Annotated in this window: 13 protein-coding genes; 6 read left to right on the forward strand and 7 right to left on the reverse strand. The window is 63.0% G+C overall.

Annotation, left to right across the window (positions count from 1 at the left end; translation table 11 throughout):
- Together MJ643_RS06675 and MJ643_RS06680 are read left to right on the forward strand one after the other, a co-directional pair.
- Positions 1–774, forward strand: a complete 774-nt coding sequence (locus tag MJ643_RS06675; protein ID WP_023661934.1) for a gamma-glutamyl-gamma-aminobutyrate hydrolase family protein — start codon at positions 1–3, stop codon at positions 772–774.
- A 113-nt stretch (positions 775–887) separates the two neighbouring features.
- Positions 888–2,429, forward strand: coding sequence for an APC family permease (locus MJ643_RS06680; protein ID WP_013974795.1), 1,542 nt, complete (start codon positions 888–890; stop codon positions 2,427–2,429).
- Between the two features lie 34 nt (positions 2,430–2,463).
- Here the strand turns inward: MJ643_RS06680 and gmk are convergent, their stop codons facing one another.
- Both gmk and MJ643_RS06690 read right to left on the reverse strand, forming a co-directional pair.
- A complete protein-coding gene (gene gmk, locus MJ643_RS06685) occupies positions 2,464–3,084 on the reverse strand; it encodes a guanylate kinase (protein WP_013974794.1) in 621 nt (206 codons plus the stop codon).
- A gap of 13 nt (positions 3,085–3,097) precedes the next feature.
- Positions 3,098–3,961, reverse strand: coding sequence for a YicC/YloC family endoribonuclease (locus MJ643_RS06690; protein WP_013974793.1), 864 nt, complete (start codon positions 3,959–3,961; stop codon positions 3,098–3,100).
- 228 nt (positions 3,962–4,189) lie between these two features.
- On the opposite strand from MJ643_RS06690, the gene rph reads away from it, so the two are divergent.
- Together rph and MJ643_RS06700 are read left to right on the forward strand one after the other, a co-directional pair.
- Positions 4,190–4,912 (forward strand): ribonuclease PH, encoded by a 723-nt coding sequence (gene rph / locus MJ643_RS06695; protein ID WP_013974792.1) that lies wholly within the window; start codon positions 4,190–4,192, stop codon positions 4,910–4,912.
- Positions 4,913–4,935: 23 nt separating this feature from the next.
- Positions 4,936–5,304: a DUF4870 domain-containing protein gene (locus MJ643_RS06700; RefSeq protein WP_003258195.1), complete on the forward strand. Its 369-nt coding sequence runs from the start codon at positions 4,936–4,938 to the stop codon at positions 5,302–5,304.
- A gap of 130 nt (positions 5,305–5,434) precedes the next feature.
- Here the strand turns inward: MJ643_RS06700 and MJ643_RS06705 are convergent, their stop codons facing one another.
- Positions 5,435–6,214 (reverse strand): exodeoxyribonuclease III, encoded by a 780-nt coding sequence (locus MJ643_RS06705; protein ID WP_003253401.1) that lies wholly within the window; start codon positions 6,212–6,214, stop codon positions 5,435–5,437.
- 80 nt (positions 6,215–6,294) lie between these two features.
- On the opposite strand from MJ643_RS06705, the gene pyrE reads away from it, so the two are divergent.
- The gene (pyrE, locus tag MJ643_RS06710; protein ID WP_003253405.1) at positions 6,295–6,936 is read left to right on the forward strand and encodes an orotate phosphoribosyltransferase; all 642 of its coding nucleotides are present in this window, start codon (positions 6,295–6,297) and stop codon (positions 6,934–6,936) included.
- Between the two features lie 174 nt (positions 6,937–7,110).
- Here pyrE and argB read toward each other — a convergent pair whose 3' ends face one another.
- The 4 genes from argB to coaBC form a co-directional block, all read right to left on the reverse strand.
- Positions 7,111–8,016, reverse strand: coding sequence for an acetylglutamate kinase (gene argB, locus MJ643_RS06715; RefSeq protein WP_003258198.1), 906 nt, complete (start codon positions 8,014–8,016; stop codon positions 7,111–7,113).
- A 30-nt stretch (positions 8,017–8,046) separates the two neighbouring features.
- Positions 8,047–9,447, reverse strand: a complete 1,401-nt coding sequence (locus MJ643_RS06720) for a phosphomannomutase/phosphoglucomutase (RefSeq protein WP_041506319.1) — start codon at positions 9,445–9,447, stop codon at positions 8,047–8,049.
- A 111-nt stretch (positions 9,448–9,558) separates the two neighbouring features.
- Positions 9,559–10,014 (reverse strand): dUTP diphosphatase, encoded by a 456-nt coding sequence (gene dut, locus MJ643_RS06725; protein ID WP_023661280.1) that lies wholly within the window; start codon positions 10,012–10,014, stop codon positions 9,559–9,561.
- A 5-nt stretch (positions 10,015–10,019) separates the two neighbouring features.
- Positions 10,020–11,231 (reverse strand): bifunctional phosphopantothenoylcysteine decarboxylase/phosphopantothenate--cysteine ligase CoaBC, encoded by a 1,212-nt coding sequence (gene coaBC, locus MJ643_RS06730; RefSeq protein WP_003253409.1) that lies wholly within the window; start codon positions 11,229–11,231, stop codon positions 10,020–10,022.
- Between the two features lie 128 nt (positions 11,232–11,359).
- Between coaBC and radC the strand changes: the two genes are divergently transcribed.
- Entirely contained in the window at positions 11,360–12,040 is a 681-nt protein-coding gene (gene radC, locus MJ643_RS06735; protein WP_023661279.1) for a DNA repair protein RadC, read from the forward strand.
- The last annotated feature ends 128 nt before the right edge of the window (positions 12,041–12,168 follow it).

A 12,168-nucleotide genomic window follows, 5' to 3' on the forward strand; every position in this document is an offset into this window, starting at 1 on the left:
ATGAGCGCAAATGCGGTCCCCTTGATCGGTGTCAGCGCCTGCCGCCAGCAGGTGGGGAAGAACTCGTCGCATACGGTAGGCGACAAGTATGTCGAGGCGGCCGGCTTTGCCGGCTTGCCATTGATCTTGCCGGCCCGTGACGGGGGCAGCGACACGCAGGCGCTGCTGGCCCGTCTGCACGGCATTGTTTTTACCGGCTCACCTTCAAATATCGAACCGCATCATTACAATGGCGCCCCCAGCGCGGCGGGTACCCGGCACGATCTGGCACGCGATCGCCTGACCCTGCCACTGTTGCAGGCGGCCATTGCCGCCGGTGTGCCGGTGTTCTGTATTTGCCGTGGCTACCAGGAATTGAACGTGGCCCTGGGCGGCAGCCTGCACCAGCGCGTGCAGGAACTGCCCGGCTACCTGGACCACCGTGAACCAGAGGACGCACCTCTGGAGGTGCAATACGGCCCTCGTCACCTTGTCGGCATCGAGCCTGGCGGGTTGTTCGAGCGCCTGGGCCTGGCGGCGCAGTTCGAGGTCAACTCGCTGCACAGCCAGGGCATCGACCGTCTGGCCCCAGGCCTGCGCGTCGAGGCACGGGCCCCGGATGGCCTGATCGAAGCGGTGTCCATGCCTGCCGCGCCGGGCTTTGTGCTCGGCGTGCAGTGGCACCCGGAGTGGCGATTTACCGAAAACCCGGTCTCGTTGCGCCTGTTCCAGGCGTTTCGCGAGGCCTGTTTTGCTTATGCAAGACGGGAGGGCGCACGGCAGGAGGCACTCTGACGTCACCCGAAGGTCTCGGATGACTTGTTCCCGGCAGCAAGCTTTCAATGAGTGAAAGCGGGCCTTGTACGCAAGGCCTGTGAAAACAATTCCAAAATTTACGGCAAATACTCATGAGCAATTACACAGAAGCCGGCCGCCCACCCGACGTGGCGGCCGACGCGGGCAACACCCAGCGCAGCAAGGGCCTGGCCACCGGCCGGCTGGGCTTGCTGGCCAGCGTGGTGCTAGGCATTTCCACCATCGCCCCGGTCTACACACTGACCGGCGCCCTTGGGCCGACCGTGCGTGAAGTGGGCGCGCACCTGCCAGCGGTATTCATCGTCGGCTTCCTGCCGATGCTGTTGGTAGCCTTGGGCTACCGCGAACTGAACTCGGCGGAGCCGGACAGTGGTACTTCGTTTACCTGGTCGGCGCGTGCCTTCGGTCCGATGATCGGCTGGATCGGTGGCTGGGGCCTGGTGGTCGCCACCACCATCGTGTTGTCGAACCTGGCAGGGGTGGCGGTCGACTTCTTCTATCTGTTCCTTGGTCAGATTACCGGCAAGCATGAACTGGCGGCATTGGCCGACAACCTGCTCATCAACATAACCACCTGTTGCGTGTTCATCGCCCTGGCGGTGTGGATCTGCTGCCGTGGCATGACCACCACCATGACGGTGCAATATGGCTTGGTGGCCCTGCAGTTGCTGGTGCTGATCGGCTTTGCCTTTGCCGCTTTCGGCGAAACCACAGCGCCGCCACCGCTGGAATTCGATTTCGCCTGGTTCAACCCGTTCGGCGTCGAATCTTTCTCGGCCTTTGCCGCCGGGCTGTCTCTGTCGATCTTCATCTTCTGGGGCTGGGACGTGTGCCTGACTGTCAGCGAGGAATCGGTCGGCAGTGACGAGGTGCCGGGCAAGGCGGCCACCTGGACCGTGCTGCTGATCCTCGGCCTGTACCTGTTCACCGCCATTGCCACCCTGCAGTTTGCTGGTATCAGCGAACAGGGCCTGGGCCTGAACAACCCGCGCATCCAGGAAAACGTCTTCGCTCACCTGGCCGGCCCGGTCATGGGGCCGCTGGCGATCCTGATGTCCATCGCCGTGCTGGCCAGTACCGCGGCGTCGCTGCAGTCGACCTTCGTGTCGCCGGCGCGCACACTGTTGGCCATGGGTTACTACGGCGCGGTGCCGCAGAAGTTCGCCAGCGTCTGCCCACGTTCGCAGACCCCGCGTTACGCCACCATCTGCGCCGGCGTGGCCGCGGGCCTGTTCTACGTGACCATGCGCACCCTGAGCGAGAACGTGTTGGCGGATACCATCACTGCACTGGGCATGATGATCTGCTTCTACTATTCGCTGACGGCCTTCGCCTGTGTCTGGTACTTCCGCCACAGCCTGTTCGACAGCCTGCGCCACTTCCTGATGCGCGGCTTGTGCCCGCTGGTGGGTGGGGTGATCTTGTCGGTTATCTTCGTGCGTACCGCCATCGACAGCGCCTCGCCGGACTTCGGCAGCGGCTCGCATGTGGGCGGGCTGGGGCTGGTGTTCGTGATCGCCGCGATCATCTCGGTGCTGGGGATCGTGCTGATGATGCTGTCGCGGCTGCGCGCGCCGGCGTACTTCCTGGGGGCTACCCTGCGTCAGCAGGCTACCTTGCCATTGCAGGAATAAATGATTGGGGCTGCAAAGCAGCCCCATGGGTCTTTCAGGAGAGCAGTTCTTTCAGAAGCCCGCTGTTGCGCTGTTGCTGCTTCTTCAGCAGCAGGCGGTTCGAGCGGAACACTGCCTTCAAGTCCTCCAGCGCCTCGTCGAAGTCATCGTTGATGATCACGTAGTCATACTCGTCGTAGTGCACCATCTCGCTGACCGCTTCCTTCATGCGCCCGGCGATGATTTCTTCGCTGTCCTGCCCGCGGCCGTCCAGGCGCTCGCGCAGTGCCTGCTGGCTTGGTGGCAGGATGAACACCGACAAAGCCTGCGGCATCAGCTTGCGTACCTGCTGGGCGCCTTGCCAGTCGATTTCCAGGATCAGGTCGTAACCCTGGTTCAGGGTCTGCTGCATGGCGCTGCGCGAGGTGCCGTAGAAGTTGCCGAACACCTCGGCATGCTCCAGGAAGTCGCCTTGGTCGATCAGAGCCTTGAATTCCTCGTGGACGACGAAGTGGTAGTTCACCCCGTGCTGCTCACCCGGGCGCATGGCGCGGGTGGTGTGCGAGACCGAGACGCGGATTTGCGAGTCGTCCTGGGTCAGGGCAGTGACCAGGCTGGTCTTGCCGGCGCCCGAAGGGGCCGAAACGATGTAGAGAGTGCCGCTGCTGTGCTTCATGGTCGGGGTGGCCTTACTCGATGTTCTGTACTTGTTCACGCATCTGTTCGATCAATACCTTCAGGTTGACCGCCGCTTGCGTGCTGCGTGGGTCAAAGGCTTTGGAGCCGAGGGTGTTGGCCTCGCGGTTGAGTTCCTGCATCAGGAAGTCGAGGCGCCGCCCGGCAGCACCGCCACCCTTGAGCACGCGGCGCACTTCGGTGACGTGGGTGCTGAGGCGGTCGAGCTCCTCGGCCACGTCGCTCTTCTGGGCCAGTAGCACCATCTCCTGCTCCAGACGTTGCGGGTCGAGTTCGGCCTGCATATCGCCGAAGCGGTCGAGGATCTTCTGCCGCTGTGCTGCCAGCATCTGCGGCACCAGGGCGCGCAGGGTGGTGACTTCGCTGGCCATGTTGTCCAGGCGTTCGTTGATCAGCCGGGCCAGTTCCAGGCCTTCACGCTGACGCCCGGCCTTGAGCTCGGCCAGCGCCTCATCGAACAACGCCATGGCTTCGGTATTCAATGCCTGCGGATCGTTGGCGTCGGCCACCAACACGCCTGGCCAGGACAGCACCTCCAGCGGGTTCAGTGGTGCCGGCTGCTTGATCAGGCCGGCCACTTCCTCGGCGGCGGCAACCAGCTGCGCGGCGCGCTCGCGGTCCACCTTCAGCAGTTTGCCGTTGCTGTCTTCGTTGAGGCGCAAGGTGCATTCTACCTTGCCCCGCGACAGGCCTTGGCGCAGCCCTTCACGCACGGCGCCTTCGAGGTCGCGCAGGGCCTCGGGCAGGCGCAGGTGCGGCTCCAGGTAACGGTGGTTGACCGAACGCAGCTCCCAGACCAGGGTGCCTTGGCTGCCGGCGCGCTCGACACGAGCAAAAGCGGTCATGCTGTGCACCATGGGGAGTACCTCGCGTATATGAATGAACGGTGGGAGCCTCTCGGCTGCAAGGCGCAGGATTGTAGCGCAGTGGGGCCTTGGCGCCCAATCCACCCATGTTACCGACGGGTGGCCTGGCCGGCAGGAAAAGGCGACGGGCTGTGTCGGGCGCGACAATAGGCATGTCTTCCCCGGGCCGTGGGCTCTATAATGCTCGGCAGATTCAAAGTCCCAGTACAGGTATCCCAGATGAAACGTCCAAGTGGTCGCGCCGCCGATCAGCTCCGCTCGATCCGCATTACCCGCAACTACACCAAGCACGCCGAAGGGTCGGTACTGGTCGAGTTCGGTGACACCAAGGTCATCTGCACGGTCAGCGTGGAAAACGGTGTGCCGCGCTTTCTCAAAGGCCAGGGCCAAGGCTGGCTGACTGCCGAGTACGGCATGCTGCCGCGCTCCACCGGCGAGCGTAACCAGCGTGAAGCCAGCCGTGGCAAGCAGGGTGGCCGCACGCTGGAAATCCAGCGTCTGATCGGCCGTTCGCTGCGCGCCGCGCTGGACATGAGCAAGCTCGGCGATATCACCCTGTACGTCGACTGCGACGTGATCCAGGCCGATGGTGGCACCCGTACCGCGTCCATCACCGGTGCAATGGTCGCTCTGTGCGATGCCTTGGCGGTGATCAAGAAGCGCGGTGGCCTGAAGGCCGGCAACCCGCTCAAGCACATGATCGCCGCAGTGTCGGTGGGCATGTATCAGGGCGAAGCGGTGCTCGACCTGGACTACCTGGAAGACTCCGCCGCCGAAACCGACCTGAACGTGGTCATGACCAGCGCCGGTGGTTTCATCGAAGTGCAGGGTACTGCCGAAGGTGCGCCGTTCCAGCCTGAAGACTTCAACGCCATGCTCGCCCTGGCGCAGAAGGGCATGAGCGAGATCTTCGAACTGCAGCAGGCGGCACTGGCCGACTGAACCCAGCCAGGGAGGTGCGGGGCATGAGCGAATCGAACCTGTCGATCACCCCGCCCAATGCCGAAATCCGGCAGTGGGCGATGTTCTGCCACCTCTCCGCGCTGCTGGGCCTGGTGGTGCCGCTCGGGCACTTGCTGGGCCCGCTGGTGCTTTGGCACCTCAAGCGCGAGCAAGACCCTTTCATCGACGCCCAAGGCAAAGAGGCGCTGAATTTTCAGATCAGCGTAACCATTGCCGGGTTCATCTGCTTCCTGCTGATGTTCGTGTTCATCGGGCTGGTGCTGTTCGCCATGCTAATGGTCGCGGTGATGATCCTGATCATCATTGCGGCTGTGCGGGCGAATGAGGGCAAGCCGTATCGCTACCCGATGATCTGGCGGCCGATCAAATAGCAGTTAGGGCCGCTCTGCGGCCCTTCGCGGGCGCGCCCGCTCCCACAAGTACAACACAAACCTCAAGGCAGTGATTAACCTGTGGGAGCGGGCGTGCCCGCGAAGGGCTGCAAAGCAGCCCCAATCGCATTCAGATGGTCAACGTCCAGTCATAGTCGACGATCAGCGGCGCATGCTGGGAGAAGCGCGGCTGACGCGGCAGGCGGGCATTGCGCACGAAGCGGCGCAGGCCCGGGGTGAGGATCTGGTAGTCGAACCGGTAGCCCAGGTTGAGCATCTCGGCCTGCTCGTTGTCCGGCCACCAGCTGTACTGGTCGCCTTCACGGCTGACTTCGCGCAGGGCGTCGACGTAACCCATCTCGCCGGTGATCGCATCCATCCAGGCACGCTCCGGCGCCAGGAAACCCGGCGACTGCTGGCTGTCACGCCAGTTTTTGATATCGAGCTTCTGCTGCGCCACGTAGAACGAGCCGCAGTAGATGTATTCGCGACGCTTGCGACGCTGTTTGTCCAGGTACTTGGCGAAGTCGTCCATCAACTTGAACTTCTGGTTCAAGTCTTCGTCGCCGTTCATACCCGAAGGCAGCAGCAGGCTGGCAATACTGACTTTGTCGAAATCTGCTTGCAGGTAACGCCCGTAGCGGTCGGCTGTCTCGAAGCCCAGGCCGGTGATGACTGCCTTGGGCTGCATGCGCGAATACAGGGCCACACCACCTTGGGCAGGCACCTCCGCGTCGCAGGCATAAAGGAAATAGCCATCGAGCTGGAAAGCTGGGTCATCGAGTTCAAAGGCCGAGGCGCGGGTATCCTGAAGGCAGATGACGTCGGCATTCTGGGCTTGCAGCCAGCTGAGCAAACCACGCTCGGCCGCAGCCTGAATGCCATTTACGTTCACACTGATGATCCGCATAAATGGCCCCAAAAATCTCGTGCGTGTATGATACCCGAGCTCAACCCATTTAGCTAAATCCGTGGTGTCCGGGACTATCCATGCAGCCGTATCAGCGCGACTTCATCCGTTTTGCCATCGATCGCGGGGTACTGCGTTTCGGTGAATTCACCCTGAAATCGGGGCGTACCAGCCCGTATTTCTTCAATGCCGGCCTGTTCAACACCGGTTCCGCCCTGGCCGAACTGGGCCGTTGCTATGCCGCAGCCATCGTCGACAGCAAGATCCCGTTCGATGTGCTGTTCGGCCCGGCCTACAAGGGCATCCCGCTGGCAGCGACAACTGCCGTGGCCCTTGCCGATCAGCATCAGCTCGATGTGCCATGGTGCTTCAACCGTAAGGAAGCCAAGGACCACGGTGAAGGTGGCAGCCTGGTCGGTGCACCGCTGGCCGGTGACGTACTGATCATCGACGACGTGATCACCGCCGGTACCGCCATTCGTGAGGTCATGCAAATCATCAATGCCCAGCAGGCCAAGGCCGCTGGCGTGCTGATCGCGCTGAACCGCGAAGAGCGTGGCAATGGCGAGCTGTCGGCGATCCAGGAAGTGGAACGCGACTTCGGTATCCCTGTGGTCAGCATCGTTTCGCTGACCCAGGTGCTGGAGTTCCTGGCCGATGACCCGCAGCTGAAGCAGCATCTGCCGGCGGTCGAGGCTTACCGGGCGCAGTACGGGATCTGATCCGGGCCTGTAAATGAAAAAGGCGACCTTCTTGTGAAGGTCGCCTTTTTTGTGTCGCCTGTTCCGGCCTCTTCGCGGGTAAACCCGCTCCCACAGGATCTCCACAGCCCTCAAAGGCGGTGCTGTACCTGTGGGAGCGGGTTTACCCGCGAATAGGCCGGGACAGGTTAACGATCAGCGCTGCTTGCGGTTGGTAATCAGGGTACCCACGCCGCTGTCGGTGAAGATCTCCAGCAGCACCGCATTCGGCACGCGGCCGTCGATGATGTGGGAGCTATTCACACCGCCCTGCACGGCATCCAGCGCGCACTTGATCTTCGGCAGCATGCCGCCGTAGATGGTGCCGTCGGCGATCAGTTCATTGACCTGCTCGGTGGTCAGGCCGGTCAGTACCTCGCCCTGCTTGTCCATCAGGCCGGCGATGTTGGTCAGCAGCATCAGCTTCTCGGCCTTCAGCGCCTCGGCTACCTTGCCCGCCACCAGGTCGGCGTTGATGTTGTACGACTCACCGTTGGCACCCACGCCGATCGGCGCGATCACCGGGATGAAGTCGCCCTTCACCAGCATGTTCAGCAGGTCGGTGTTCACACTCACCACTTCGCCCACGTGGCCGATGTCGATGATTTCCGGGGTGGTCATCTCGGGCGTCTGGCGGCTGACGGTCAGCTTGCGGGCGCGGATCAGCTCCGCGTCCTTGCCGGTCAGGCCGATGGCGCTGCCGCCGTGGCGGTTGATCAGGTTGACGATGTCCTTGTTGACCTGGCCACCCAGCACCATCTCCACCACGTCCATGGTCGCCGAGTCGGTGACGCGCATGCCGTCGATGAAGTGGCTTTCGATCGACAGGCGCTTGAGCAGGTCGCCGATCTGCGGGCCACCACCGTGGACCACCACCGGGTTGATGCCCACAGCCTTCATCAGCACGATGTCACGGGCGAAGCCGGTCTTGAGCTCCTCGCTCTCCATCGCGTTGCCGCCGTACTTGATCACCAGGGTCTTGCCGACAAAGCGGCGGATGTAAGGCAGTGCTTCGGACAAAACCTCGGCTACATGGGAAGCGGCATCGCGATCGAGGGTCATGCAGGGCTCCTGTAAGGAACAGATAGTCGGTCAGAACGGCAGTTGCAGCTCAGGCTCAACCCGCAGCAACTGGGTACGGAAAACATCCTTGATACGTTGCAATTCGGCGTTGCTGTCAGCCTCGAAGCGCAGCACCAGCACCGGGGTGGTGTTGGAGGCGCGAACCAGGCCCCAGCCGTGGGCGTAGTCCACCCGCACACCGTCGATGGTGGTCAGGTTGGCTTCGCCCCAGTCGGCGTCGCGTTGCAGTGCATCAATGATGCTGAATTTACCCTCGTCGGTCACATCAATATTGATTTCCGGCGTGGAAATATCGTTCGGGAACGCGGCGAACAGGTTTTCGGCACTCTTCCCGGCCTTGCTGAGGATCTCCAGCAGGCGCGCGGCGCTGTAGATGCCGTCGTCGAAACCGTACCAGCGTTCCTTGATGAAGATGTGACCGCTCATCTCGCCGGCCAGCAGCGAGCCGGTCTGCTTCATTTTCTTCTTGATCAGCGAGTGGCCGGTCTTCCACATCAGTGCGCGGCCGCCGTGCTGCTCGATCAGCGGGGTCAGGCGACGGGTGCATTTCACGTCGAAAATGATCTCGGCACCCGGGTTGCGCGACAGTACGTCCTGGGCAAACAGCATCAGCAGGCGATCGGGGTAGACGATGCTGCCGGTGTTGGTCACCACGCCGACGCGGTCGCCGTCACCGTCGAAGGCCAGGCCGATGTCGGCACCGGTTTCCTTGACCTTGGCGATCAGGTCTTCGAGGTTTTCCGGCTTGCCCGGGTCCGGGTGGTGGTTGGGGAAGTTGCCGTCGACTTCGCAGAACAGCGGGATCACTTCGCAGCCCAGGGCTTCGATCAGTTGCGGCGCGACCACGCCGGCGGCACCGTTGCCGCAGTCCACGACCACCTTGAGCTTCTTGGCCAGCTTCACGTCCTCGACGATCTGCTGGAAGTAGCGGTCAAGGATCTCGACCTTTTCCACGCGGCCTTCGGCGAGGGTCAGGTCGTTGGTTTTCAATCGGGTCAGCAGGGCCTGGATCTGTTCGTTGGCCAGGGTATCGCCAGCGATGACGATCTTGAAGCCGTTGTAGTCAGACGGGTTGTGGCTACCGGTCAGCATCACGCCGGACTTGCCGGCCAGCACGTTGGCTGCGTAATACAGGGCGGGGGTGGGCACCAGACCGACGTCGCTGACCTGGCAGCCGGCATCGACCAAGCCCTTGATCAGCTGTTCGACCAGCATCGGGCCGGACAGGCGGCCATCGCGGCCGACCGAAACCTGCGGTTCGCCCTGGGCCAGGCTCTGCGCGCCGATGGCGCGGCCGATCCAGTAGGCGGTTTCGGCGTGAAGGGTTTTGCCGACCACGCCGCGAATGTCATACGCGCGGAAAATGCTGTCTGGCAGTGCGGCGGGGACCAGGTGGGCCATGTCGTTCATCTCTGGAAGCTCCATTAGTCAAAGGCTTTCTGGGCAGGCGCAAACTGAACGCTTGGACGGTGGTTTCGCCAGAGAGTTCGCCATCCTTGGCCTGAACGGTCATTTCTCGGCTCAGTGGCTGCCGGAATGGCCGAAGCCGCCAGCGCCGCGCTGGCTTTCATCGAACGCTTCGACGATGTCGAAATGGGCCTGTACCACCGGTACCAGCACCAGCTGGGCAATGCGCTCGCCAACGGCGATGGTGAACGGTGTGTCGCCGCGGTTCCAGCACGACACCATCAACTCGCCCTGGTAGTCCGAGTCGATCAGCCCGACCAGGTTGCCCAGCACGATGCCGTGCTTATGGCCCAGGCCCGAGCGCGGCAAGATCACCGCCGCCAGGCCAGGGTCGCCGATGTAGATCGACAGGCCGGTGGGGATCAGCAGGGTCTGGCCTGGCTCGAGGATGGTGTCTTCCTTGAGCAGGGCGCGCAGGTCCAGGCCGGCGGAGCCGGGGGTGGCATACTGCGGCAGGGGGAATTCGGTGCCCAGGCGTGGGTCGAGGATCTTGGCTTGAAGAGCGTGCATGTAACTTATTGAACCTGATTGAGTCGTTCGGCGATGAAGGCGACCAGTTGCCGGGCAATCTTGCCCTTGCTGGTCTGCGCGAAGAGGGTCTGGTGCTGCTGGCGGTCGATCACGGTCAAGGCGTTTTCCTCGCTGTTGAAGCCGATGCTGGGGTTGGCCACATCATTGGCGACGATCAGGTCGAGGTTCTTGTCCTTGAGCTTGCGCGTGGCGTAATCGAGCAAGTGCTCGGTCTCGGCGGCGAAACCGACGCTGAACGGGCGGTCGGCGCGGCCAGCGATGGTGGCAAGGATATCGGGATTGCGCACCATCTGCAGCAGCATGCCGTCGCCGGTCGTAGGATCTTTCTTCAGTTTTTGCGTGGCAACGACTTCCGGGCGGTAGTCCGCAACCGCCGCAGAGGCGATGAACAGGTCGCACGGCATGGCCGCTTCACAGGCCGCGAGCATGTCCCGCGCGCTGACCACGTCGATACGGCTGACCCGGTCGGGGGTCGGCAGGTGCACCGGGCCAGTGACGAGGGTGACCCGAGCCCCGGCTTCGGCGGCCGCTTCAGCCAAGGCGAAGCCCATCTTGCCGGAGCTATGATTGGTGATGTAGCGCACCGGGTCGATGTTTTCCTGGGTCGGGCCGGCAGTGATCAGCACGTGCTTGCCGGTCAGGGCCTGGCGCTTGAAGCTTTCCGCGGCACACCAGGCCAGGTCGGTGGCTTCGAGCATGCGGCCCAGGCCGACGTCGCCACAGGCCTGGCTGCCGGACGCTGGGCCGAACACCTGGATGCCCCGGCTCTTGAGCAGTTCGAGGTTGGCCTGGGTGGCCGGGTCGCGCCACATGGCCTGGTTCATGGCCGGGGCCACGGCGACAGTGGCATCGGTAGCCAGTACCAAGGTGGTCAGCAGGTCGTCGGCCATGCCTTGGGCCATGCGCGCCATGAGGTCGGCGGTGGCCGGGGCGATCAGCACCAGGTCAGCCCACTTGGCCAGTTCGATGTGGCCCATGGCCGCTTCGGCGGCAGGGTCGAGCAGGTCCATGTGCACCGGGTGGCCTGACAGCGCTTGCAGGGTTAGCGGGGTGATGAACTCTGCACCACCACGGGTCATGACGACGCGCACCTGCGCGCCGTGCTCCAGGAGTCGGCGAATCAGTTCGGCGCTTTTGTAGGCGGCAATGCCGCCACCCACGCCGAGAACGATGCGCTTGCGATACAGCCGCTGCATAGGCTTGCCTTTTTCCAGTGAGAGCGGGCGACGACGTTTGAAAATGCCTGCGGCGGAACGTCGCATGTACGAGGCGAAATAGATTAACACAGGGCCGAAACGGGCCGCAGCAAGGGCAGAGGAGCGGGATGAATATCAGGGAGTGGCCGGCTGCAGAGCGGCCGAGGGAGAAGTTGCTGCAGCGCGGGGCCGGAAGCCTGACGGACGCGGAATTGCTGGCTGTATTTCTCGGTTCAGGTGTGCGAGGGCGCAATGTCGTGGAGCTGGCGCGAGGTCTGCTCGTGAAGTTCGGGGGGTTGCGCCAGTTGCTGGAGGCCGACCGAGAGGCCTTCGTCGGCGAGCTTGGGTTGGGCCCGGTGAGGTACAGCCAGCTGCAGGCGCTGCTGGAGATCGGGCGCAGGCACCTTGCAACTTCGATTGAGCGTGAATCCGCGATGGACAGCCCGGCAACGGTGAGGCGCTATTTGAAAGCGATGCTGCGACATGAAGTCAGCGAGGTGTTCGGGTGCCTCTTTCTCGATACCAAGCACAGGCCGTTGGCGTTTGAAATCCTCTTCCGAGGCACGATAGATCGGGCCAGCGTCTACCCGCGGGAAGTGGTGCGGCGGGCATTGCTGCATAACGCAGCGGCCTTGATCCTGTGCCACAACCACCCCTCGGGCAACAGTGAGCCCAGCCAGGACGATGTGCATTTGACCCTGTCGTTGAAGCGGGGGCTGGCGTTGATCGATGTGCGGGTGCTGGATCACATCATCATCGGTGACGGGGAGCCGCTGTCGATGGTCGAGCATGGGTGGATTGTGGCCTGATGGAAAACTGGAGCTTTGTGCTGCCAGTACCGGCCCTTTCGCGGGTAAACCCGCTCCCACAGGGATAGCGCCATGTTGAAAGTTGGCGCGGTCCCTGTGGGAGCGGGTTTACCCGCGAAGAGGCCGGT

This window comes from Pseudomonas sp. PNPG3 (assembly GCF_023093815.1).
GTDB lineage: Bacteria > Pseudomonadota > Gammaproteobacteria > Pseudomonadales > Pseudomonadaceae > Aquipseudomonas > Aquipseudomonas asiatica.

Bases quoted from the DNA above. Each gene is read 5' to 3' on its own strand.
- pyrE (WP_003253405.1), top strand. From the start codon at position 6,295: ATGCAGCCGTATCAGCGCGACTTCATCCGTTTTGCCATCGATCGCGGG.
- MJ643_RS06675 (WP_023661934.1), top strand. From the start codon at position 1: ATGAGCGCAAATGCGGTCCCCTTGATCGGTGTCAGCGCCTGCCGCCAG.
- MJ643_RS06700 (WP_003258195.1), top strand. From the start codon at position 4,936: ATGAGCGAATCGAACCTGTCGATCACCCCGCCCAATGCCGAAATCCGG.
- MJ643_RS06680 (WP_013974795.1), top strand. From the start codon at position 888: ATGAGCAATTACACAGAAGCCGGCCGCCCACCCGACGTGGCGGCCGAC.
- argB (WP_003258198.1), bottom strand. From the start codon at position 8,016: ATGACCCTCGATCGCGATGCCGCTTCCCATGTAGCCGAGGTTTTGTCC.
- MJ643_RS06690 (WP_013974793.1), bottom strand. From the start codon at position 3,961: ATGGTGCACAGCATGACCGCTTTTGCTCGTGTCGAGCGCGCCGGCAGC.
- MJ643_RS06720 (WP_041506319.1), bottom strand. From the start codon at position 9,447: ATGAACGACATGGCCCACCTGGTCCCCGCCGCACTGCCAGACAGCATT.
- rph (WP_013974792.1), top strand. From the start codon at position 4,190: ATGAAACGTCCAAGTGGTCGCGCCGCCGATCAGCTCCGCTCGATCCGC.
- dut (WP_023661280.1), bottom strand. From the start codon at position 10,014: ATGCACGCTCTTCAAGCCAAGATCCTCGACCCACGCCTGGGCACCGAA.
- gmk (WP_013974794.1), bottom strand. From the start codon at position 3,084: ATGAAGCACAGCAGCGGCACTCTCTACATCGTTTCGGCCCCTTCGGGC.
- MJ643_RS06705 (WP_003253401.1), bottom strand. From the start codon at position 6,214: ATGCGGATCATCAGTGTGAACGTAAATGGCATTCAGGCTGCGGCCGAG.
- coaBC (WP_003253409.1), bottom strand. From the start codon at position 11,231: ATGCAGCGGCTGTATCGCAAGCGCATCGTTCTCGGCGTGGGTGGCGGC.
- radC (WP_023661279.1), top strand. From the start codon at position 11,360: ATGAATATCAGGGAGTGGCCGGCTGCAGAGCGGCCGAGGGAGAAGTTG.